31 protein-coding genes are annotated in these 21,258 nt (G+C 35.1%); 16 read left to right on the top strand and 15 right to left on the bottom strand.

Annotated features, from left to right (window positions below; all coding sequences use genetic code 11):
* Positions 1–52 precede the first annotated feature (52 nt).
* From H9647_RS20125 to H9647_RS20070, 12 genes are all read left to right on the top strand, one after another.
* Positions 53–487 (top strand): hypothetical protein, encoded by a 435-nt coding sequence (locus tag H9647_RS20125; RefSeq protein ID WP_191803376.1) that lies wholly within the window; start codon positions 53–55, stop codon positions 485–487.
* Between the two features lie 107 nt (positions 488–594).
* On the top strand, positions 595–780 hold the full coding sequence (locus H9647_RS20120; protein WP_191803374.1) for a hypothetical protein: 186 nt from the start codon (positions 595–597) through the stop codon (positions 778–780).
* Positions 781–944: 164 nt separating this feature from the next.
* A complete protein-coding gene (locus tag H9647_RS20115; protein ID WP_191803372.1) occupies positions 945–1,202 on the top strand; it encodes a hypothetical protein in 258 nt (85 codons plus the stop codon).
* Positions 1,203–1,273: 71 nt separating this feature from the next.
* Positions 1,274–2,065, top strand: a complete 792-nt coding sequence (locus H9647_RS20110) for a DUF4240 domain-containing protein (RefSeq protein WP_191803370.1) — start codon at positions 1,274–1,276, stop codon at positions 2,063–2,065.
* A 206-nt stretch (positions 2,066–2,271) separates the two neighbouring features.
* Entirely contained in the window at positions 2,272–2,469 is a 198-nt protein-coding gene (locus H9647_RS20105; protein WP_191803368.1) for a hypothetical protein, read from the top strand.
* A gap of 4 nt (positions 2,470–2,473) precedes the next feature.
* Entirely contained in the window at positions 2,474–2,638 is a 165-nt protein-coding gene (locus H9647_RS20100; RefSeq protein ID WP_191803366.1) for a hypothetical protein, read from the top strand.
* 298 nt (positions 2,639–2,936) lie between these two features.
* Positions 2,937–3,299, top strand: coding sequence for a hypothetical protein (locus H9647_RS20095; RefSeq protein WP_191803364.1), 363 nt, complete (start codon positions 2,937–2,939; stop codon positions 3,297–3,299).
* A 219-nt stretch (positions 3,300–3,518) separates the two neighbouring features.
* Positions 3,519–3,803, top strand: coding sequence for a YolD-like family protein (locus H9647_RS20090; RefSeq protein ID WP_191803362.1), 285 nt, complete (start codon positions 3,519–3,521; stop codon positions 3,801–3,803).
* 316 nt (positions 3,804–4,119) lie between these two features.
* Positions 4,120–4,536: a hypothetical protein gene (locus tag H9647_RS20085; RefSeq protein WP_191803360.1), complete on the top strand. Its 417-nt coding sequence runs from the start codon at positions 4,120–4,122 to the stop codon at positions 4,534–4,536.
* A 178-nt stretch (positions 4,537–4,714) separates the two neighbouring features.
* Positions 4,715–5,737: a hypothetical protein gene (locus tag H9647_RS20080; RefSeq protein ID WP_191803358.1), complete on the top strand. Its 1,023-nt coding sequence runs from the start codon at positions 4,715–4,717 to the stop codon at positions 5,735–5,737.
* Between the two features lie 4 nt (positions 5,738–5,741).
* Positions 5,742–5,891, top strand: a complete 150-nt coding sequence (locus H9647_RS20075; RefSeq protein ID WP_191803356.1) for a hypothetical protein — start codon at positions 5,742–5,744, stop codon at positions 5,889–5,891.
* A 119-nt stretch (positions 5,892–6,010) separates the two neighbouring features.
* Positions 6,011–6,187, top strand: coding sequence for a hypothetical protein (locus H9647_RS20070; protein ID WP_191803354.1), 177 nt, complete (start codon positions 6,011–6,013; stop codon positions 6,185–6,187).
* A gap of 645 nt (positions 6,188–6,832) precedes the next feature.
* Here the strand turns inward: H9647_RS20070 and H9647_RS20065 are convergent.
* From H9647_RS20065 to H9647_RS20030, 9 genes are all read right to left on the bottom strand, one after another.
* Positions 6,833–7,156, bottom strand: a complete 324-nt coding sequence (locus H9647_RS20065; protein ID WP_191803353.1) for a hypothetical protein — start codon at positions 7,154–7,156, stop codon at positions 6,833–6,835.
* 280 nt (positions 7,157–7,436) lie between these two features.
* Complete coding sequence (locus H9647_RS26045) at positions 7,437–7,568, bottom strand: hypothetical protein (protein WP_263621329.1); 132 nt, start codon at positions 7,566–7,568, stop codon at positions 7,437–7,439.
* 76 nt (positions 7,569–7,644) lie between these two features.
* The gene (locus H9647_RS20060; RefSeq protein ID WP_191803351.1) at positions 7,645–8,214 is read right to left on the bottom strand and encodes a hypothetical protein; all 570 of its coding nucleotides are present in this window, start codon (positions 8,212–8,214) and stop codon (positions 7,645–7,647) included.
* A gap of 306 nt (positions 8,215–8,520) precedes the next feature.
* Entirely contained in the window at positions 8,521–9,633 is a 1,113-nt protein-coding gene (locus H9647_RS20055) for a zeta toxin family protein (RefSeq protein ID WP_191803349.1), read from the bottom strand.
* A complete protein-coding gene (locus H9647_RS20050) occupies positions 9,590–9,799 on the bottom strand; it encodes a hypothetical protein (protein ID WP_191803347.1) in 210 nt (69 codons plus the stop codon). The genes H9647_RS20055 and H9647_RS20050 overlap by 44 nt, the downstream gene beginning before the upstream one ends.
* 307 nt (positions 9,800–10,106) lie before the next feature.
* A complete protein-coding gene (locus H9647_RS20045; protein WP_191803345.1) occupies positions 10,107–10,319 on the bottom strand; it encodes a DUF3006 domain-containing protein in 213 nt (70 codons plus the stop codon).
* Positions 10,320–10,334: 15 nt separating this feature from the next.
* Positions 10,335–11,609, bottom strand: a complete 1,275-nt coding sequence (locus H9647_RS20040; RefSeq protein ID WP_191803343.1) for an MBL fold metallo-hydrolase — start codon at positions 11,607–11,609, stop codon at positions 10,335–10,337.
* A 105-nt stretch (positions 11,610–11,714) separates the two neighbouring features.
* Positions 11,715–12,545, bottom strand: a complete 831-nt coding sequence (locus H9647_RS20035) for a hypothetical protein (protein WP_191803341.1) — start codon at positions 12,543–12,545, stop codon at positions 11,715–11,717.
* Between the two features lie 190 nt (positions 12,546–12,735).
* Positions 12,736–13,047 (bottom strand): nucleotidyltransferase domain-containing protein, encoded by a 312-nt coding sequence (locus H9647_RS20030; RefSeq protein WP_191803339.1) that lies wholly within the window; start codon positions 13,045–13,047, stop codon positions 12,736–12,738.
* A gap of 199 nt (positions 13,048–13,246) precedes the next feature.
* Here H9647_RS20030 and H9647_RS20025 point away from each other — a divergent pair, with 199 nt between their 5' ends.
* Positions 13,247–13,765, top strand: a complete 519-nt coding sequence (locus H9647_RS20025; protein ID WP_191803337.1) for a hypothetical protein — start codon at positions 13,247–13,249, stop codon at positions 13,763–13,765.
* A gap of 397 nt (positions 13,766–14,162) precedes the next feature.
* Here H9647_RS20025 and H9647_RS20020 read toward each other — a convergent pair whose 3' ends face one another.
* The 3 genes from H9647_RS20020 to H9647_RS20010 form a co-directional block, all read right to left on the bottom strand.
* Positions 14,163–15,401, bottom strand: a complete 1,239-nt coding sequence (locus H9647_RS20020) for an RES family NAD+ phosphorylase (RefSeq protein ID WP_191803336.1) — start codon at positions 15,399–15,401, stop codon at positions 14,163–14,165.
* Between the two features lie 85 nt (positions 15,402–15,486).
* Positions 15,487–15,741: a hypothetical protein gene (locus tag H9647_RS20015; RefSeq protein WP_191803334.1), complete on the bottom strand. Its 255-nt coding sequence runs from the start codon at positions 15,739–15,741 to the stop codon at positions 15,487–15,489.
* 66 nt (positions 15,742–15,807) lie between these two features.
* The gene (locus H9647_RS20010; RefSeq protein ID WP_225229434.1) at positions 15,808–16,809 is read right to left on the bottom strand and encodes a site-specific integrase; all 1,002 of its coding nucleotides are present in this window, start codon (positions 16,807–16,809) and stop codon (positions 15,808–15,810) included.
* A gap of 423 nt (positions 16,810–17,232) precedes the next feature.
* Here H9647_RS20010 and H9647_RS20005 point away from each other — a divergent pair, with 423 nt between their 5' ends.
* On the top strand, positions 17,233–18,102 hold the full coding sequence (locus H9647_RS20005; RefSeq protein WP_191803332.1) for a hypothetical protein: 870 nt from the start codon (positions 17,233–17,235) through the stop codon (positions 18,100–18,102).
* 139 nt (positions 18,103–18,241) lie between these two features.
* Here the strand turns inward: H9647_RS20005 and H9647_RS20000 are convergent, their stop codons facing one another.
* Positions 18,242–18,652 (bottom strand): voltage-gated chloride channel family protein, encoded by a 411-nt coding sequence (locus H9647_RS20000; RefSeq protein WP_191803330.1) that lies wholly within the window; start codon positions 18,650–18,652, stop codon positions 18,242–18,244.
* Positions 18,653–18,744: 92 nt separating this feature from the next.
* On the opposite strand from H9647_RS20000, the gene H9647_RS19995 reads away from it, so the two are divergent.
* Together H9647_RS19995 and H9647_RS19990 are read left to right on the top strand one after the other, a co-directional pair.
* Entirely contained in the window at positions 18,745–19,440 is a 696-nt protein-coding gene (locus tag H9647_RS19995) for a hypothetical protein (protein ID WP_191803328.1), read from the top strand.
* A gap of 715 nt (positions 19,441–20,155) precedes the next feature.
* Entirely contained in the window at positions 20,156–20,365 is a 210-nt protein-coding gene (locus H9647_RS19990; protein WP_191803326.1) for a hypothetical protein, read from the top strand.
* Between the two features lie 165 nt (positions 20,366–20,530).
* On the opposite strand, the gene H9647_RS19985 is transcribed toward H9647_RS19990, so the two are convergent.
* Both H9647_RS19985 and H9647_RS19980 read right to left on the bottom strand, forming a co-directional pair.
* Entirely contained in the window at positions 20,531–20,947 is a 417-nt protein-coding gene (locus tag H9647_RS19985) for a hypothetical protein (protein WP_191803473.1), read from the bottom strand.
* Between the two features lie 62 nt (positions 20,948–21,009).
* A complete protein-coding gene (locus H9647_RS19980) occupies positions 21,010–21,252 on the bottom strand; it encodes a hypothetical protein (protein WP_225229433.1) in 243 nt (80 codons plus the stop codon).
* Between the last annotated feature and the right edge of the window lie 6 nt (positions 21,253–21,258).

Here is a 21,258-nt window from a genome sequence, read left to right as displayed (position 1 = left end):
AAACATGCTTGACAACATTCTGAACAGTGTGAAGAAACCATAGAAAAAAGATTTGGTTTACAGCAGATCCGGAGGTGTACATAATTTGCTTGGTAAGTGGAAAAAAAAGAGAGTGATTAAAAAGGAACTTCAAGATAAACTTTTTGAAGCAGAAATAGAGAAAACAAAAGCTTTCTCCAAATGGCATGATCTTCTGGTGTGTAGAAGTGCCTTGACTATACTAGAAGCAGAGTCTAAGGACGAACTCTCCGTTTTATGGGATGAATTTAAAAAGAACGATAATGGAATGGGAAGACTCGGTGATATATGGAAAATTAAAGATCGTCAATTCAGCGTTTCGAATGGCCGGTTCTATATGTCAATTGAATATTTCTGTTTTATCCTTAGACATGAGGAACAACATCCCAGTTATTTGAATGCCCTTGAACAATATGAAATGTTAAAACAGAAGTGTGAAGAGATCGAACAGCAGATTGAAAGACTCTAATATAATCATGACCATGATTTATACGACTGAGGGTCTGGTAGCGGACAGAAAGTCGATCAGCTGGACGTAGAAGCAACTACGACATATGAGATCAGAGGTGATTTTTAATGAATGAAATGAAACGACGATCTTTTGAAAAAGAAATTAATAACCCTAATATCACTGATAAAGAAAAAGCTAGAATTGAATATAAATTATATAAAATGGAAAATCGTCCGGAAAGGGGTCTAATGATTTTTTTTGGAAGTGTAATTCTGATTATGCTGATCATTACACTTGCGGTAAAAGGGTAAATTCGAAAAACTTGAATAAACCGGTATGCGAACCTGCATCCGGTTTATTTTTTTGCTAATTTTTATTAAACGAGCTTTGTATTCGAATAAGTCGCCTAATTAAGCGACCAATACATAAAATGAATTATTCTTTCACCGAAAATGCATTAGGAGGATCATGATATATGAAAATGAAATATGCAATAAGTAAGGGCGGAGAAGTAACTGAAAGAGGTCAAATCTTTAAGGTGACAAAGCATACTAGCGAGACTGCTTTTCTAAACGACGAGCTAGTTAATGGTCCTCACCTTGAGATTCAAGAAAAGGTAGAAAATCTCGTTAAAATTGATGAAGAGATATATATGCGTCTTCGGGATCTATACACTGAAGATGATTACGATTCAGATAAAGTCAAATCTATCCTAAGACATTTTCTTAAATAATCCTATAAATAATTAGAGAGAAACAACTTTTTGATACATAAGAGTTAAAAAATATACCGAGGTGATGAAGAGTGGAGAAACTTCTATGGCAGATTATAGAGGAGTCAAAAGAAGGAAAAGAGTATTGTCTTCCAGATAAGCAGTTTTTAAACCTGTCAAGAATACTGATGGGCTATGACAAGGATACGATATTGAGCCTTGAAAAGTTATGGATAGAAAAGCTCGAATCGTTCAAAGTGCCTGAGTTTGATCTGCTTCATAGCAGTAAAGGCGGTATCGTTAATGCTGGTGATGATGGTTTCTACCTTGATTTTCGCAGTTGGTTGCTAGGGCAGGGTTATGACCTGTATCAAAATTTTATCGTGAGAAAGCATGTGGCTGTATTAGAGTATGTTGCTAAAAACCAGGTCCATAAAAATGACTTGCGTTTTGAAAGTTTGTGGTATGCATTTTCTTCGGCCCTAGAAAAGATAGAGACGGGAACAGAGTTTACTATTGGAGAGATTCGATCTGTTATTACACTATCCAGTGGGAAGTATAAGGTGACTGAGTTAAGAGTACAGGACCAAAAGGTTGGTTATAGAGTCATCTTTAACGTAGAAAGAATCAGTAACGGGGCAAAAACGTTATGGGCTTTTGATATTCCTCTGGATATTCTAAATGACCTGGATGATTATATGATACCTCCAGAAGAGAGAGATTTGTTAGATAAAGTATCTAAATTAAGGTGCCTAGACCTTGTACCTCATGGCGATATCTTTATATCAGAAAAAGGGCTGCAAACAGGTATCGAAGCTATCAGCCTTAAGGGACAAGGATACGCAGCTAGTTTCGTAATTGGTGGGGTTAGTGGAAGAATATAAATACAGAATTTTCCGTAGGTGCCGGTGTAATCTTTTTGTAGCTGTTCTTTTGAAGATATAAGGTAAAGAACGGACGAAAACTGAGCAAAAAAAGGTGATAGTTTGGCGGAAGAAGACACACTCTATAAAGATGCAATAAAGCGAATTGATGACCTTCGATAGATCTTGTAAGGCACACAAAACTAACTCAAAGGTAGGTAATTAAAATGATGATGAATATCTTGCGTAAAGAAAATAATGATGAAGGTAGTGTACTACTGGTGAATGGTGCAATGCCATTAGAAGGTGAACTTGCAAAAAGCGTTATAAAAGGACTATGGAACTCTAATTTTAAAATGATAAAAATTGGGGAATCAATAGAAGTAACCCCAACCCGATTTGCTTCTCTACTGAGAGGGGTGTAATAATATGAAAAAGGTAAAACAAGTTAAAGGGTTCGTAATCGCTGAGGATAAGGAAAAGAGGTTACATATCTTTTCCAAGGATGAATGGTCATATGGTGCAGGTTTCCGGTACGCTGAATGGGACGCTGACAACATGCAGGAAGCTATAGACTTCATAGAATCTTACTAAACAGAGGAAGCAGAAAAGCTTTCTTTTTTTGTGCCTGAAAATACTTTAAAAGTAAATTATCATATAAGGGGGATTATAGTTGGCTGATAACCCTACCCCAGTAATAAGATTCTCAGCGTAATGAAGATGATTTAATAATCTCAAGAAAAGACAGATTATAACAAATGAAATGTGATTATAAGCAACTATACAGAATATATCGATGTCGATCATTCCGGCATCCCCCACTGGCATACCCTACTTTGTTTGATATAATAAGAACAAATGTACGTGGAAGGTGATCGTCTTGAATAAATCCATGCCAACGCCTAAAGAAATGGAGGCCATCAGAAGCTATATAGAAATACCAATTGTTCTTGATGTACTCCAAAGTAATATAAAAATAGTAGAACAAGGATTCAGAATACCAGTAATATTTAAGGCTAGCCTTATAAATTTGCAAGACAGAGCTAGTATAGATCTTAAATCTATAAAAAAATTCTTGTTTAACGCAGGTATCAAAATAATTGAAGAACAACGATTGAAAGAATCCATAAATATAAAGTATTTATGCAGGGGATATGTTCGAGAGTTTCAAATGCTACACGGGGTTTTACAAAGCAGAATTGAATCACGGATTTCAAATTACTTAAATGTAGATATTTCAAAAATAGAGAGATGAAGCATATTCCAGAAGAATATAATGTAATCTATTTAGCAACCGCTTTGGTAGCTTCCTTTGCTGATGTAGGACGCTGCTTTTCCCAAAGATATGTTGGAAATTAATTAGCCTAGCATAAGAACTAATGTTCGCATTATAATAGTCATTGAGGTGATTATGGTGAAAGCGAACAAATTAACTAAAGGAAGCAATATCTTTTGGGAATCGAGCAGGATGGTCATGCCTGAACATCGTGAGGCACATAATGAACTGATGCGTCTAAACAGTCGTAAGCAGCGTGTTATTCTGGACGATCAAGAGGAGGAAATTGTATACCGTGCTCTCGCAGAGTCCTACCAGCTTAAAAAAACGGTTAATGTGGAACTGTTTGACGAATATGAGGACAGACGAGTGATAGGCATTGTTGAGCGAGTAGACATGCAACTCAATCGTTTTAAAGTTGACGGTGAATGGTTTGATGTCCGGGATGTAATTAGTGCGAATATCGAGGCATACGAATACTGAGTAATTTTACAACACCTTACATAGCTGTTATTTGAGGCGTCCCAATAAGGGCGCCTTTTTATTAATAGTATGAGATAAAAATAGTGATTAAAGAGCCGTAACGTAATAAACAAGCCTTTATAGGTTTTTTTAAAATAAACGAAAGCATAAACCGATATATAGTATGTCTAGTAAACTATACAAAAATACTATAACTAGGAGGATGAATGTAAAATCAGAGAAAACACTAAAGATGTCAGATATATCTACAGTTATCCAAAGAATAACCAAGAACACCACTAGTTGATAATATTTTTTAAAAAAGGGGAGACCTTCCATGGGTTTTAAATCAGTTACAGAGGAAACAACAAGGGTCAATGCGGATAACGTTAGAGAGGATCTACAATCTAGGAATAATAAATATATATCACAACTCGATCCATTTTTGCTTGAAGATTACTGTTTAGCAATTGATCATACATTTCGTCTCGAAATAATGAATAATCTTGATGGGAAAACTGTTACATACATATTGAAAGATGCACTAATTGATATTGATGCTTTTGTTGAAAATATGTTGTTACCACTTAAGCTTAAAGTCGAAATAAATGGAAGTGACGCTACACTTGATTATAATATTTCTAGGGTAGAAGCTGTTCAGAATTCCGTAAGTTTTGAAAATCCTAAATATTACATATATTGCGATAATTCTAACGAGATAGGATTTAGATTTTGGTTCTTAAAAAATAAGTAACAGTGAGCAAAAAAAAACGAAATCAATGGATTATATAGGTGATGTTATTCGATCGAGTCGCTATTAAATAGCGACTTTTTGTCTTCTTGGATTCATCATAAACCTATTAGGGACAGGCCTTAATTTATTACTGCTTACAAGCAGGAAATCTGTTAACATGAAGTTTGCGAGGTGTTATATGAAGAAGTCATCATTATGGATATATGCCGTCCTACTATTTGTACTATCGTTTGATATCTGGACGAATAACTCACCGCAAGCTGAAGGCTTTTACACTGTAATACTTAGATGGCTTGATAACATAAAAATCTCAGTGGTTTGGTCTGTACTAATCTTTGCAGGGTTCTTAATTTGGCACAAAGATCGTGTTCATTTAAAAGAGCAAGAAAAAGACGAGCTAAAGGATCAAATGAGAAGCCGGATGGAAATGCTGGTGATGGCAAATCAACAGTTAAGTGAATATCGAATGCGTGACCTTTTAGTGGATCTGTTTCGTCGGTTTGTTTCAACGCAGCCATATGTTCTTGGAGTACAATTGTACGAGTATTCCATCGTAAATAAATCTGGCTTCGGAACAGTCAAGCTAAACTTTATTGATGGTTACGTGGGGGAGACAACAGACATTAATGCCGCTCAGCAGTTGTATTATTCCTATAAAATGCGAATGATGAGAGAATACCAGGATGCTCTTAGGTCCTTGTATGAACAGGATGATACTGAAGAAATTAATGCGAATAAGTTGATCAACTTCACTAAAAAGTATGCAGGACCTCTTAAAAGAAAGGCGAAAAGAGACTTTACAGAAGAAGACGCTGTTACATATGCTTTTGCTTCACTTGGTATAGACATATTAGAGGCTGCACTTGAAACTGATATCAAATTTATTCCACCAGATCGGGTTGCTCAATTACAAAGCAAAAAAAGAATAGGTTTCTTGCAATCAATCTTGGCGGATAGCCCTTATACATTCTCACATCATGGGGCCAATGGAAAGGCGAATAGGCAATATATTGCAAGCCCGTTCCACGATCATGATCGGCAATATTTATATGTGATTGTTTTAGATGAGGAAATTCTGTTTGATTCAGAATATCACGATATTCTCCGAGATATAGCCGACAGATTTGATAGCCAACTTCAAAAATGCTTTGAAACGGTGTATAATGGTAATCAGAAGGGTGATGATAACGATGGTACTTAAACCGATGAAAAAAGTTCGTAATGCCGCTGAAGTCATCCAGTTGCTTAAACAAGAAGGTTTTGATGTCCAAACACAACAATCGAAGGTAAATAAACCCGAGAAGGGTTTTAGTGCCCTCATTGGTAAACGAAATCGTCCGCTTGTTTTGAAATAAAATAAGGAAATAAGAGCATAAGAAACAGGGTCGGCAAATTGCCGGCCTTTTCTTTTTTCATAATTTTTGTCTCCAATACATAACCTATTTCATGTATATGTAGAGGAGAGAGTTTTATAATGGACAAGTTAAAACAAAAGGAAAAAGAGCAAGCAATTCGACAATTAGAGAAATTTGGTTTTATTGTGAGACCTGGTTATCCACGGACTGAGGTCCCGTTTACCGGACTAGTTGGAAAACGAAGAACGCCGCTACATGTTAATTCTGAACAGGGAAATTATAAAAAAAATAATTGAAGGAGTCGGTGGTTTATTTGTTACCTACTTAGGGAAGAATACATTTATACACCTGAAACCCATCATAGTCTTATATAATGTGACACATTATATAAGACAGTATACGGAGTAAGGGATTAAACAGACTCACGGACATATGTACAAAATCCAACTTATGTGTATATGTCTATACAAATTTTTCGGCAATCACAGTACATGTTCTTGTTCCGCAACAATTCATTTTCATTCATTGAATTTCTCCACTTGTATAAGTATGTCCAGTCCCTTGTAGTTAAATACTCCTTAAGTTTGTCTTCCCTTATCGCTTTTTTGCAAAAGGAATAATTACAAAAAATACATACGGGCTTATTAAATTTATTCGTACCTGTTACGGTAAAACTTTACACGACTTTGTTTATAATCTGCCGCGTTATCGCTGGTTTTTCTGATCCCCCGGTTAAACTCCTTCATCTATGGGTAAAAAATTTCGTTTGGCGTATTATCTGTTTTACTACATTCCTGTATTCCTGTATTTATGTATATACACGGGTATGCGATTATAGGTTAGACTGCGAACTTTTCCTTCTATCTATTAAAATAAAAAGCCCACTGCAGTAGAATAAAGATCTTATACAGTGAACATCTACTGATTCTTATAAAAATGGATCATACTACATCTATTATATGCTTTGAAACTCCATACTTGATAGCAAGCGTATCTATCAACTCATGGTGAGTATGATATTCTGTATTATCGACCACATCTTGGTCATCATACAATTTTTCGTCATTATCATCGTACATCATCACATACTCAACACGATATACACCTGGTGTTTCTTCTGGTTCCTCTATAGATAAATCAATACGCTCAATTTTTCCAATAACATCTGACAAGCTACTATCATAGATAGCCCATACTTCACCATGGCTTACCTGAATGTTTATTTCACCGTCACTTTGAGCTTTAAACTCATCTGCTTTTGTCATATCTTCATCACCTTCTTGGAGTATATTGAAGCACATCTTCTGATGCCCATTATATCAAAAAACGTTTATTTTTATAGAAAAAGGAATACAGAACTCATAGTCAGATTTATTTGCATTGAGGTAATCTTGGAAGCTAGATGCAGAGATTCTCCCCACAATTCTGTTATTCCTGGGATCGATTTTAGATACTGTACAAACAGTCTGTTTTTAATTTCAAGCGATTAATCTTCCACACACATAGCAATCACTCAGTAAACCCAGGCAAGCATTAATGCAAACATTATGGGTAAAACTTTAACAGAATCGCGTTAACAGGCAGCGCATTCGGAAATAGGATCAGGTTCTTGTCCATTCCGGCAATCGGTACAAGTTCTTGTCCTTGGCTCGGGACACGAACTTGTACCGATAACATAAAAAGCTGCTACAATAGCGAATCTCAATGGGAATATGTTCTTTCCGTCGATACTTTAAGAAACGAATATTACGAATTAATACGGATCGTAGATTTTCTTATAATCAGGATGTTCATGGGAAATAATATTTTCTGCAGAAAGTTTTCCGAGGATCATAAATGCTGATTGATCAAGTGATTTTCTTTTATCTAAGTTCTCTATTATGCTGTTAAGAAAATCTTTCCCTATATCATACAATGGGACATCACAGACAAATATGGTTGGTATTCCATTCTTCTTTAGTTCATCTCGGAGATAAAATTGTGATAGTACAGCATTCAAAAGTTCACTACCATATAACAGGTAATGCCCCGATCTATATAAAAGCTCTTCTTTTGTAATAGTAAACCAAACCCGTTTTGGTTCAGTCCAAATTTCGTTAAGTTTAGTTGAAATCTGATCTTCAGTTATAAATGGTTTTATTTTTAAAATATATTGAAGCTGCTCATAGCTCCGTTCTTTTGTTAGTGGTTTAATTCCATGAGTGTAATAGCTGTCGAGGTCACTTGTTCTACATCCGTGAAAAGCTCTAATGTGTGTGAAATTTTTTAAAATATCTATATTAGAGTAATCTTCACCTTTTTTATATACCAGGACATTTTTCATAATGCAAACCTCCCTATCCGATTTTGTATAGTTTCATAAATATATGATCAAATGAAAACGAGGATAGAGTCTCCACAGAACATTCAAGAGGTCTATTTGTAATAGATTAATCCGCATTGAGTCGATAATAAGGGTGGATTTAATTTAAACCATATCTAAGTGTATTTCAGAAATCATCAAAATTATAAGTTTCCCTTCTAGATTACCCCTTTCCTCTTTCTTGTGAAAAAGCCGACTGTGCTGAACGCTCAAATTCAGACAAATCGGCTATAACAATACTATGTTACTGGAATTATCCTATTTTAATTAAAGTTCAAGACCCGATTGTTCAGTCCTTTCGAGATTCGATTGATGAGTCATTTGCTGTTGGTTGGTATGTCTATAAGTGTGCTGCTGATCACTTTTGAGAATATCATTATGAACACTAGTAATTTGTTTATTCACTTTTTGAACGGCCCTATCTATTTTCCGAACAACTGAATGAAGAGATAAAACTTTTTTTCGGATATCTTGAATCTCATTGTGAGAAGGACATTCTTCCTTTTGCTTTAGAACATCATCGTTAAGAATTTGTTTTTTTTCCTCTAATATACGAAGTTCCTTTTTGTTAGGTTGAGTAATTCTTTCCTTTAGATTCTTGGGTTGTTTCAGTTCAATGCTCTTTTCTAATTCTTTAAACTCGTTTTCCATTTTTTCTAATTTCTTGTAGTTATGTATTGGCTGTTCTGTAGAATGAAGTTCCTGACGACGGTTTCGCAATTCTTTTAATAGCATATCCCGATCAGCTTCAAGATCCTTCTTCACTTTTCCTAACGTATTATTCCACTCTTTCATAACTGACTTTACCCACGGCTTCATCTCATTTGGCGGAGTATGATATGTAGTTTTGCCTCGGTTTACTTCAGCCTGCAGCTGGTAAACATGAGAATTATCAAAAATAAAACTACGATCTGCTAAACGCATAGCTTCAGGTAAATTCTGTCGAGACGTAACATAACGGCGAATAATATCCTCTTCGGCAATATCGTGGCCGCCTTCTTTTACTCGGTTTTGAACACGTAATACATGCAAGTCGACGGTTTTCAAACCTACATAATACAGATCCACTTGAAAGCCAGCATTCTTGGCCATCTCCATCTGACGTAACACATTTTTACCACCCAGAGTTGTCTCAATGGAAAAATCCCGGCGATTGGAGATACATTCTCTTACCCTCTTCACTGTTTCCCTACCAGCTGCTATGTTCGAAATTTTCATATCCCGAGCTATTGCATCCCCATCGATCGTTTCAATACCCTTATTCTTATGGTCAAGAATTTGAGTTAAGTGTGATTTGCCGGCTCCATTGGTTCCGGCAAAAACAGTCATGGTAGGACTACTCTCCGGAGTAAGGAGTCTCTGTAAACGTTCCATCTCCATTGCGATTAACCTCCATTTTACGTCCATCTGGGTACTCTTGAATAATTGTATCGCCTATCATATAACAAAACGGAAGATTATGATTCCGCGCTTTTTGTTGAGCTAATTTCGTAGCTTTGCGACCGATCTCATTCCACTCTTCAGGTGTGTAATTGTGTCTAGCCACAGTTATCTCTCCCTTCAACTAACAATATATTAATAAGAAGTATGATAAGAACGTATGTGCTTCGATCATACCATAAAACCTTGAATTTATTAACAATGTTGTCGGATATCATCAACATGCAAATATATGCTGCTGTGAGGACACGAACTTGTACCTATTGCCATTCAGCACATCCGCCAAACTGCTCCATACAACATTGAATAGATCTTGGAAATATCGGAATCCGCGGCCAAATCCACTGGTCGATGGCTCAAAAAAGCCAGATATCTAAAATTGATATCTGGCTTTTTTCCTTTACCTACATCAATCAATCTGCCCAAACATCATCCATTAGCTTCTTGATTTGCTTCTCTCGCTGCATTCTTTCCGCCTGGTTAGATTTCCATACTCCCTCTACCAAAGTAACAACATCCCCCACTTTGACTGAAGCATCAACGGCGGACTTAGAAACATCATGTGTCTGTCCATCAATTTCAATTACAGCAAAGTCACCTTCAAACCGATCAACGATTCCTTTCATGCACCTACCTCCTTCTTATCTTTCACAAGCTATACCGTCTTTATCTCTATCTAGCTTCGTGCTATAACCCGGATCACCTTCGTAAAGCGGTGCCTTCCCAGCTACTCTTACTTCGGTACAGTTCTTATAATAAACATTCGTGTTTGTTTCCGTCTTTGTTTCTGCAGCGTCGTTATTATTGGTAGTTGCTTCAGGTTCCTTTTTTGTTGTAGTATCTGATTTTTGAATGTTTGTTTCTTTATCTTTCGCAGCTGCAGTATACTTCCTTTCACTAACAGATGGTTTAATGGTAGTTCCATTGGACGTAAATACAATCGTTCCCTGCAGATCGTTACGATAAATTTTCACCTTTTTGTCATGGAGCCTCTTTAAAATATTACTTGTTGGATGGCCATAACTATTGTCACCTACTTGAATGACAGCATACGTAGGATTAACCGCATTTAAAAACGCCTGGCTGGTCGATGAATTGGACCCATGATGGCCTACAAGCATCACATCTGATTTTAAATTCACACCGCTATTTATCATATCACTTTCACTACCAGACTCCGCATCTCCTGTGAATAAGAACGTGTTTTTGTTAAAGGTAAGCTTAACGACTGCGCTCATTTCATTTTTATCATCATACGTTTTAACAGGAGCGATCATTTTGATATTAAGTTGATTATCTAAATCGATCGTTACACCTGCTTTAGCTGTTGTAACCTTAAGACCTTTATTTTTAATTGAAGTAAGTAAAGATTCAAATGTTTTTGTATTCGAAGAAACCTTTGGCATGTAGATCTTTCCAATATCAAAAGCATCTACTACTGCATCCAGTCCTCCAACATGGTCAGCATCTGGGTGCGTTCCAATGATAACATCTACTTTCGATATACCTTGTTTTTTCAGATAACTAACCATAACCTGCTCATCATCATTATTTCCCCCATCGATAAGCATTGTTTTACCATTTGGTGTTTGTATGAGCTGCGATGCACCTTGTCCTACATCTATGTAATGAACGGTTAGTTTACCTTTAAGAGCCGTTGTAGAAGGTTTGGCTGCTTCTGTAGTTGTTTTATCTTTTGTCGTTTCAGTCTTTGATGATTCTTTCTCTGAAGATGCGATTAAGGAAGAATTGTTATCGTTATTACTTACTGCTGTATCTGTTGTCAGTGGAATAGTGTTGCTGTTGTCGACATGTGTTGCTGTCGTTGATCCGCATCCACTAATGATAAGAAAGAATAAACATGTTAGTAAAACAAAATAACTATTCTTCCTAAAAATTATTGCAAAGTCTTTCATGCTAATCCCCCATACTTAAATTAACTTATTATATTAGATATCATTTAACACAAAGCAACCGGTCGGGTCTTTCGAACGGCTGCCTTACTACTAGTTATTATTGAACTACCTATGTACGGATGACCAATTATAGGTTTTATCGAAATTTTCGAGGCTTGAATCTAGATCATAGTAAGGTGATTCCATAGAATTATCCAACAATCCATTTTCCAATAATTCTCCAACCAAAGCTCTAATATGTTTTGGATTTGAAGAAATAATTACTTCACGAAGATTTGCTAATATATCATCATACTTTCCGAGCATTTCTAATGCATGAGATTGTACTGAACTAGCAGATTTCATTACATCTTCATCATTATGATAAGGTTCATCAATATTTCTGTTGATTTGTATATATTTCGATTGAACTATGTCATACAAGAATTTAATCTCAATTGCATCCATTTCTCTTGTTATAATATTGAGTATTTCTGATGGATTTCTTCTATAGTTTTCAATGTTCTTTGAATTTAAACTTAGAGTAAATATTTTTTTAATATAATCAAATTCTGAATCCAAAAAATGATCGTCATACAATTCAGTACTGGTGAAAAAGTAGATTTCTTTTTCATTTTCATAGCCAGTATGTATTGCTAAAAAGAAACCGGGCTTAGGTTTGTTGTCACTACATAGATAATCCATTTTTATTTCTACTTTTCCAGATTCAAAATTCATTCTGAACTTACTTTGAATAAACCCTAATCTTGGTGGAATAGGTCCAAGAAGAGAGCTTTTTGGATTTTTTCTTTGAATAATATGATCTGCGCCTTCAGCATCTATAGAACGCTCCAAAACCCAGAACCTATCAAGTAACAATGCTTTCGTTCTCGCTTCACCTATAACTCCATTATCATTACTACGCATCCAAGATTCATATCCAGCGAAATCATCCACGTTGCATCTGCCCCTTTTTTTGTAAAATATATATAAAATAAATATTTTTTGATCACTCAACCCTACCCGTTAGCTTAATGAATTAACAGGAGAAGATCAACCAGTTATACCTAATCAGTAATGGATATAGTTATTGGCACTCGATTTATATAAATATAACGATAAAAAGGCCGTCCACTACAGGACTACACTACGTTCTTTCGTAAACCACTACTCGTTTTAGTAAATGCTTCTCATAAAACTCTCTATCATATTCGGTATCTGAAATAGTAACTATATGTATGTTAGGATTAATGTCTACTTTCTTTTGAGTCCACTCCAAGTTATGAATTACATAATCAAAATCATCGCTTAAGATGCATACATCAATATCTCTCTTAGGATCGTCTTTAACTAGTTGAGATCCAATAACAAATACTTCCTTAACACACTTGAACTCTTTTAAGTATCTAACGAACGTCATCACATCTTCTTTCACCTTTTGGGATTTAATATAATACAATTTGCATCTCTCCTCTATAAATGTAATAAGACCCCTGGAGTTACCAAGGGGCTTTGTGTACTTAATGTGCTGATTTGTAGGATAATATTATAGCACATCATGGACACTTCATTACCTTTTAGATAATCGATGGAGGAGAGCCCTGCAAGGATGCTATAATAGATGTCTACATCATGATTCAGTCATAAAGGAGAAATATATGTATACTACAGTCAAACTTAATAATTACTTGATACCTCAAGCCAAAGTCACTCTTCAGGAAGATAGAAAAAGTTCAGCCACAAGTAAAAATCTGCGTTCTTATAAGATAGAATGCTCCTTATCACCTAAAGAATATGAAATTTTCGAAATGGTGGTTAATACTTGGCCGCTTCAATTTTCTGTTGTAGATAGTTCATCTAATACAGAAATGAATGTTTTCTACTTAGAAAAATCGAGATCCTTCATCAGAGGTGAGAATAATTTCAGAATTTATTCTGTTATCCTGGAGTTTGAGGTTTTTGAAGACGAAAGAAATTCTAGTAATGAAGATGCAAGTACCCTATTCAATACTCAACTAAATATATTAAAAACACGAGCATTGGTCAGTCTACTTGAAGAAAAAGGGATATTAGAAGTCGATGAGCACGATAATAGAGCAAAAGAGGTAATAAAGAAGGAACTAAAGGAGCTGCAATATAGATTCAAAGGGTTTTCCGGAGAGTTAAACATTCTTTAGCTAAATCCATCAAAACGGATCTACAGGCAACACAAATAAGCCAGATACTCTATAGGTATCTGGCTTATTTTTATCTTCCGTGGCCTTTGGAATAACAAAAATAGAGATGCGCATCTCATTTGTTTTAGCGTATGTATGGCGGCCGCCGAACGCTTACTCCCAGTATAGACAGCGAGTCAAGAGAATAAACCCTGAATCATTCTGAAATTCCATGCTGTGTAGTTTTCTTGTACTAAATGTAGCTCTAATAGTCACTATCAGACCTTCAATTCTCACTTCTCATAGATTTTAATAGGTAAACATTGCTTTTATGCTGCCTATGTCCTGTGTTCTGGATCTGATGGACAACAAAGGTTTGGCAACTTGCAAAGCACACAAAATTTCACATCCCAATTATTTAAAAATAGTTCTTTATTAAATCAATATGGAAACTTAAATCATAAGCTGTAATGCTGTTGACGCTCAATGTACTATCTTCTTTATTAATATTAAATAGTGCATAATTCGAGTATTCTTTACCTGCTGATTTTTGATGAACACCTTCATACATGACTCCATCATATCCGAGGTAATTACAACAAACTCCAATATAATTTGGTAGCAAGTATGCTTGTTTCAATAATTTAGTCTCTACATTTTTTTCTTCAAAAAATCCGCTGAATTCACCGTCAAAATTTCCTATATCAAATATTTTTATTTCATTCTTCAATTTAAACTCTGCTATGTCAATAACTTCATCTGTCAATGGATTAATTTCATATGGGATAGCATCTATATGGTTACTTAAGTAAAGTATAGAAAATCCTACGCTATTAAAACGTCCATGAGACGATAACCCAGGTGGTGGTGACCACATGTCTGCATCGCTATAAGAATTTATTACATCTCTTTTTCGTGATCTTCCTCTGTATAAGGTAGCGGTTCCTGGTAGGACCGTTTTATATTCTCCTGCTTCAAAATGTTTTTTTATAGTATTAAAAATGGCTTCCCCCACTGCATGGTTGAATGCCAATAATGGATATTTTGAAATGTGTTCCTTAAAGTCCAATAATTCTTGAGGAGAAAAATATTCACCATATTTTTTACCAAACTCAGAGAATCTTTCATATTCAAAACCATAGAAATTATTCATATCGCTTTCCGTGTAAATATCACTGTAACAATTGAACACACCCCCGGTGGGATTATTTTTGCGATGATTGGACTCTCGGCCATATCCGCAAGGACAGATTATTAACTTTGCGAAGAAATTTACAAGTTCAAAAGGAACTTCTTGTTCGTGCTCTTGTAAATATTCTGATACAGTGCTCCCGTTACAATCATCTAAATCCATTCTTGAAGTAAGATCCGTATCTTTATTGAATGCATGAACAAAGTTAGCACGATCAAAACCTTCACAAAATTCGCAACCGCTTATATCTTTTGATAATTCGTCAGCCACGTCTATAATAATAGATCCTATATTGGAATAAACATATTCACTACTGCTACTTTTACAAATTTCACAATTTAAAGAATCTTCGTTATTTTCTAATGATGTGCAATAATCTTCAATATCAACATGGCCATTCACTTCTAGAAAATTAGTGAATATTTCATAACAATCATTACAAATGTGAATCTCTTCATCATACATTAGTATTTTATCTCCTTCAGAAGACTATAATTATCCAAACAGATAAATCGTTGATGTGACTGTGGCCGCCGGTTTATTTAGTGGATTATACTTTTTTGTTAAGTAGTTCTTCTATTTCTTCAGGGGACAGAGTATATTTTTTAACTTTTCCAGCCGGTTGCGGTTCGCCAAAACCTTTCCATACACGCGCATCGTACCTTTTTTTTGCTCGCATCTCTGCTTGTATACGTTGGGAGGTACTTTGAGATTTTGTAAGTTTCTTCGGTGGAGCTGGTTTTGCTCCCTTTTTTCTTTTCGTATTGCTCTTTTTGCTTCTTCCAGTCCATAGTGTAGGCATCATGATGTCATCCTTTCATTTAAAATAACAATCTCCGGTAAAACCTTATGTTTCTGGACTCTACCTCTCTTATAATCCAATATCTGTAGCTGCATTTTCTTCAAATAAGGAGGTATGTCTTATATATTTCCGAACCATATAAGCAGATTTATGACGAGATTGCTTCATTATCGATCTTTCACTTTTTCCTAGCATGGCTGCAGTTGTCGCAAACCCAGAACGTAAACTATGCCCTGCATAGTCCTCTTCATTAAGACCTACAACATTCATATATCGTTTTACTATAATAGAGACTGCTTTACTAGATAATCTCTTCTCAGAAACTTGCCCATGCCTATTAATGGATCTAAACAAGGCTCCTTCTGATATATTAGCAACTTCTAACCACTTATTAATAGCATGAACAGGACATGTATCCGGATTTTCTCCATATGGAATAGCTACTACTTCTTTTTTTCCTTCTTGGTTTGTCTTAGAAGATTTTAGAGAAATCACAATTCCTTCTTTAACTGTCTTAATATCCTCTACATCAATACCTATAAGTTCACTTCTCCGGAAAGCACCTGCAAATCCAAGTAAGAGTAATGCACGATCTCGAATCCCTAAGAGTCGATCAGGGATGACATCCAGAATTTGTTTAAGTATATCTAGGATGATAGGCTCTTTTCCTTTTTCTTCAGTTCCGATCGTACGTTTAATACCAGCCCATACCATACGAATTTTATTGGTGTTAGGTGACTCATAACCCGCAGCAGTATGTGCTTGGGAAATGGCACTTATCCGTCTTTGAATTGTGCTTGCTTTAAATCCGTCTTTAGCAAGATTCGTAAGGTAGAGCGCATAAGTCTCCTCGGTAGTAGGTAACGAAGCTAATCCAAAGTTTTCGCACCATGATGTAAAATGTCTCCAGTCTGATTGATATGAACGCACGGTATTTTTAGCTTTTGCAGCTGATATATATGTATTGGCTTGGTCCATAAGATTTGATAGTGTTTCACCAACATCTACTTGTAGTGTACGATCATGTTTTTCAGTTGAAGTGACTCCTAAGTTAGGCATACCATCGTTCATTTAAACCCCTCCAATATCAAATCTAGTGACTAAGATCCTTACCTGATTTATATTGTATTGCACTAATAACTAACCAGGGCCTTTTTTTGAATGTCTAAGAATAAAAACCTTTCTTTTGGGAATACAATTAAGAATAGACCTGATCCCGTATCTTCATAGTTCCTTCTTCTTTCTCGTATCTCTCTTCATCTCACACATCAACAAACATCACATCCCCTCCCTCTTTTTCTATAGAATCCTAAGTTCCGATACCTTTATATTATCGGAACTTAGGATTCTTTTGTTATTATACCACCTATTTGCGCAAAATACATGCTATATGGACTTCAATTTTTGTGTTATAGTTATACTAAATTATACGGTAAACCGGTAAACTACTATATATATCAAGGGTTTACTGGTTTACTGAAAGGAGAATGTTTAATGGCTAAAGACGATGTTAAATCAATTAAAATGGATAGTGATTTTAAAAAAATAGTGAATGAGAAGATAGCAGAGTCAGGTATGGAGGGCGCTGAGTGGCTCAAGTCTCTTATGGCGTTAGAAGCCTTACATAACATTCGTGAAACGAACCCAGAGCTTGAATATGACTTAAAGGATCTAGAGAAACACATGAATATCATTTTTAATTTGTTTATCAGAATGTATCAGCGTGGAGAAACAGCTGTAATTGAGAGCAAAGAGGAAGCTAAAAAGTTAGTGGAAGTTTCTAAAATCGAATTGAAAGATCTTAAGGGTCAGGTGGCTGATCTTACAAACGAAAACAAGAAATATACTGAAGAGTTAGATCGTACTATTCTTGAAAATAAAGATCTTCAGGTAATGATGAATCAGTATGCTAAGTCAGCAGAAACCTTGGATGAAATGAACCGACTCTTAAATGATAAAATTCAAACACTGGAAAAAGAGGTAGAGGCTTTTAATGAATTAAAAAAAGAGAATGAACAATTGAAAATTGAAATGAATAATCTGAAGGGTAAGCATAAGGAGGATATATCATATTTAGAGGAAATCGTTAGTAAGCAAAAAGATGAATTTACTCAATTTAAAAAGAATAGTGAAATCCAAATTAAAGAGGCTGAAGAAAAACTAGATCGAAAGGAATTTGAATTCAAGCAAATTACGGAGAGCTTAAAACGAGAGCATGCTTTATCTTTGAAAGAGGCTATACTAGAAGAAAAACTGATTTGGCAAGAAAAAATTCAAAAAATTTATGAATTAGAAAATAATATGAAAAAACAAAAAAAAACTAATGATACGACAACTGAAGGAAAAAACGAGAATATTAAATAATAGAGGCTCATCACAACATTTTAAACAAACCCAACACCGCATTGGCGCTGGGTTTGTATTGTATCTATCATAAACGGACTTCTTTGTTTGCTTGGGCCTCCTCAATGAAGTTTGTTTTGTAAATGCAAAAGGTTGTAACTTAGACCTTTCTACTGGCTAATAGCTGCGATGTTAGAAATCCTGTCGCTATCCACAAACCATATGTTAAAAATCCCAATAATAAATTCATTGTAAACAGACTGGTGTATAAACTCAAAAGAACAAATATTAATGTGATGAGTAAGGATGAAATAATTATTGCATACAATTTTTTTGAATGATTTTTACGATATCCTCTTTTTTTATTTGTTGTTCTCCTATTTATAACAGGATAAAAACCCCCAATAAAACCAAATAATAAAAAAGGGATTATAGGAGACATCAAGATAACAAGATCGTTAGAAATTTCATTAATCAGATATTTTTGAAACTTAAAAGAAAGATCTATCATAATAAAGATAATTGTCAAGTAGATAGCTAGTTTTGTCGAAAATAATACATATTTATTCATATTTTCACCTCTCTATATGGAAACTATCTCCTAATTATTACTTATTATAGTATAATTTATAATGTACTCAAATACATTTTAGGAGGAATTATATGAAAAACCTTACAAAAGTAGCCAAAGTATTAACAACAGCAGCTCTATTTACCGGTTTAATCGCAGGAAGTGCCTATGCTGATTCTGGATCAACTAAGGAGGTAACAAACAATAGTCCTCTTATATCAGTTGAGAGTTTGAACAATAACTCAGAATTAAAAAAAATAGGTAAATCGTTCACTCTAGATGAAATTCCAACAATTGAAAATGTAAACATTGCACTAACTGAACTTAATGTATCAAGTGAAAACCCATATCAAAAGATTGATTTAGGCAATGGATTTTATGTTGAAGCTGGTGGAGGCATTACAACACCAACTAATTCTAATGAAACAGCAAATTCACGAACTATACAAAATAAAACTGCTTCTGGTTACTTCTCTGTTAATGTAGCTGGTGTTAAGTTATATGATATCAATGTTAGTGCATCATACACTTATGATGATTCAACCACTAAGATTAAGACCGTACAAAATCCTATTAGTGCAAGTGCCTCAGGATTTTTCGGATGGACCGGCGAGATAACAAATAAATTAGCTTATAAAATAGATGATACCGCTTACGATCTTGTGGCTGATGCAAAGTACAAATATATTAAATTAATCGGAGACGTCTCAGGACACATCGAAGTGAGATTCACAGCGACAGGAAATTGGTATATGCATGATACTTATATTGGAGATGTGGATGCCTAATTAGGTATCTATAATGAGAATTGCAACCGGTAATTATATCGGTTGTTTTTCTCATTCACTATTATAAGAATAAGTTATTATCTTCTATTATTATTTAAAACTACTTAACATTCCACCCCCCATCTTGTAGCTCGCTTTCATTGCCATTATCCTCAACATTTGTTGAAATTTCGAACTAAAGTTATGAAATATTTATTTTAATCCAAAACGCTTAAATAAAGTAACACTTACATTGAAATATCGAGCTGCCTTTCCTCTTTAGGTACTACATTGTCGACAACCCATCTACCATCTACATACAGTCCGATCGTAATCGGCAAGTTGTTTTGTTGAACAAGGCTTCTCCATCATTGTATGATATAGCTCGTGATTCTTAACTTTACATTTCCTTAATTTTCGTACCGGTAAATTTGGATAAACACTATTACAACCATAGCATAGATTTCTTTCGTTATCCTTAATAGATGGATGATTTCCACATCGTACACACAAGCTTTTGCTTAATCTGTATATAAGTTTAGTTGAAGTTTTTGTGCAGCTCTTCTCTCATTACATTCCTTACATAAGTATATATTAGAAGATTGTTCACCACATTCCGCACACCTAGAGTCTTGCCACGGATATTCCTAACCTCTGAAATAATTACATATTTTATTGCAATAGGTCGATATAAATCTTTGTAATGCTACAAGATATATTTATAGGAGGAAATGTCATGGGGAGAAATAATAATCGCAGTACACCACCTGATCCAAGGGATCACGATGCTTATCAAGAGTGGGAAATTTATGAGGATATTAGGAGAAGAAAGGATTATACTGATTCGCTAGCATTGGATGAAGATGCATCCGATGCGGATATTGAATGGGAAACACAAATGAGATATGAAGATGGTTATGAAGATGACATTGAAGACGACTTTTAAAAAGGTTTTAACACTAAAACTTTAAAAACGACTGGTAAATATATCAAAATGTTTTATTTGCAAAAAAAGCCACAGGAATTTTATCCTCTGGCTTTTTTGAATTATTCTATCAGTCAGCAAAAACTTGCGGCAAGTAAAATGCGTACATCACACATTTAAATGAAACTACGTTCTGAGCTTCTCCTGCAGTTTAGGGATAGCAGTGACCACTTGTCTGATTTCTTCTTGTAACTCGTTAGATACATCTGTATGTTCAAGCACCGTAAGCGCCCATGATAGTTGGTGAGAGGCATTCCCCATGTGAACTAGCGACTGGTAAACATAATCATCCAGTACTCCTAATTGCTTAAATTTTTCGTACCCAGGTTGATGCGCAGCATATGTTCCAAATTCAGCAACGACATGGTTCGAATCAACTTCAAATCTACCTTGATTATTAATACCGTATTCTGGCTTGGAAATTTCAAATTCTTCGAATCCTTTGTCTCGTAATGCATTTACATAACCCTCGACATCCTGCTCAGCGAGTTTATGAGCCGATGCCTTACCGTCTTTTTTACAGATCAACCATACTTCATTCATCTTATTTCTCTCCTTTGGTGGGCCTTGCCCAGTATGATTCCGATCCCTATTAGCCTCTTCTTTTATTTTAATGGATACATTCCATATAATTTCTCTCTAAACTCATCGTTTTCAATAAGAAAGAACGTCTCTAAAATATTTCCTTTATCATCCCAAATTTTAAACGTCCAATCATGAAATACCTCTATTGTCATTCCATCATATTTGGATAATGAATCGATTAAAAATGTAACTCCATTATATTGAATACTTGCATCTGAAACATCAATGTCTTCACAGTTTAATATTTCGATTCCAAAAATCATAAGATC

Source organism: Paenibacillus gallinarum, assembly GCF_014836635.1.
Lineage (GTDB): Bacteria > Bacillota > Bacilli > Paenibacillales > Paenibacillaceae > Paenibacillus > Paenibacillus gallinarum.
This window is presented reverse-complemented; position numbering and strand designations above follow the sequence as displayed.

Coding starts and splice junctions, on each gene's coding strand:
- H9647_RS20005 (WP_191803332.1), top strand. CDS start 17,233: ATGGCTAAAGACGATGTTAAATCAATTAAAATGGATAGTGATTTTAAA.
- H9647_RS19985 (WP_191803473.1), bottom strand. CDS start 20,947: ATGAATGAAGTATGGTTGATCTGTAAAAAAGACGGTAAGGCATCGGCT.
- H9647_RS20040 (WP_191803343.1), bottom strand. CDS start 11,609: ATGAAAGACTTTGCAATAATTTTTAGGAAGAATAGTTATTTTGTTTTA.
- H9647_RS26045 (WP_263621329.1), bottom strand. CDS start 7,568: ATGTTATCGGTACAAGTTCGTGTCCCGAGCCAAGGACAAGAACTTGTA.
- H9647_RS20000 (WP_191803330.1), bottom strand. CDS start 18,652: ATGAATAAATATGTATTATTTTCGACAAAACTAGCTATCTACTTGACA.
- H9647_RS20095 (WP_191803364.1), top strand. CDS start 2,937: ATGCCAACGCCTAAAGAAATGGAGGCCATCAGAAGCTATATAGAAATA.
- H9647_RS20020 (WP_191803336.1), bottom strand. CDS start 15,401: ATGTATGATGAAGAGATTCACATTTGTAATGATTGTTATGAAATATTC.
- H9647_RS20065 (WP_191803353.1), bottom strand. CDS start 7,156: ATGACAAAAGCAGATGAGTTTAAAGCTCAAAGTGACGGTGAAATAAAC.
- H9647_RS20075 (WP_191803356.1), top strand. CDS start 5,742: ATGAAAAAAGTTCGTAATGCCGCTGAAGTCATCCAGTTGCTTAAACAA.
- H9647_RS20090 (WP_191803362.1), top strand. CDS start 3,519: ATGCCTGAACATCGTGAGGCACATAATGAACTGATGCGTCTAAACAGT.
- H9647_RS20115 (WP_191803372.1), top strand. CDS start 945: ATGAAAATGAAATATGCAATAAGTAAGGGCGGAGAAGTAACTGAAAGA.
- H9647_RS20010 (WP_225229434.1), bottom strand. CDS start 16,809: ATGAACGATGGTATGCCTAACTTAGGAGTCACTTCAACTGAAAAACAT.
- H9647_RS19995 (WP_191803328.1), top strand. CDS start 18,745: ATGAAAAACCTTACAAAAGTAGCCAAAGTATTAACAACAGCAGCTCTA.
- H9647_RS20070 (WP_191803354.1), top strand. CDS start 6,011: ATGGACAAGTTAAAACAAAAGGAAAAAGAGCAAGCAATTCGACAATTA.
- H9647_RS20120 (WP_191803374.1), top strand. CDS start 595: ATGAATGAAATGAAACGACGATCTTTTGAAAAAGAAATTAATAACCCT.
- H9647_RS20015 (WP_191803334.1), bottom strand. CDS start 15,741: ATGATGCCTACACTATGGACTGGAAGAAGCAAAAAGAGCAATACGAAA.
- H9647_RS19980 (WP_225229433.1), bottom strand. CDS start 21,252: ATGATTTTTGGAATCGAAATATTAAACTGTGAAGACATTGATGTTTCA.
- H9647_RS20105 (WP_191803368.1), top strand. CDS start 2,272: ATGATGATGAATATCTTGCGTAAAGAAAATAATGATGAAGGTAGTGTA.
- H9647_RS20055 (WP_191803349.1), bottom strand. CDS start 9,633: ATGGAGATGGAACGTTTACAGAGACTCCTTACTCCGGAGAGTAGTCCT.
- H9647_RS20080 (WP_191803358.1), top strand. CDS start 4,715: ATGAAGAAGTCATCATTATGGATATATGCCGTCCTACTATTTGTACTA.
- H9647_RS20060 (WP_191803351.1), bottom strand. CDS start 8,214: ATGAAAAATGTCCTGGTATATAAAAAAGGTGAAGATTACTCTAATATA.
- H9647_RS20100 (WP_191803366.1), top strand. CDS start 2,474: ATGAAAAAGGTAAAACAAGTTAAAGGGTTCGTAATCGCTGAGGATAAG.
- H9647_RS20085 (WP_191803360.1), top strand. CDS start 4,120: ATGGGTTTTAAATCAGTTACAGAGGAAACAACAAGGGTCAATGCGGAT.
- H9647_RS19990 (WP_191803326.1), top strand. CDS start 20,156: ATGGGGAGAAATAATAATCGCAGTACACCACCTGATCCAAGGGATCAC.
- H9647_RS20025 (WP_191803337.1), top strand. CDS start 13,247: ATGTATACTACAGTCAAACTTAATAATTACTTGATACCTCAAGCCAAA.
- H9647_RS20045 (WP_191803345.1), bottom strand. CDS start 10,319: ATGAAAGGAATCGTTGATCGGTTTGAAGGTGACTTTGCTGTAATTGAA.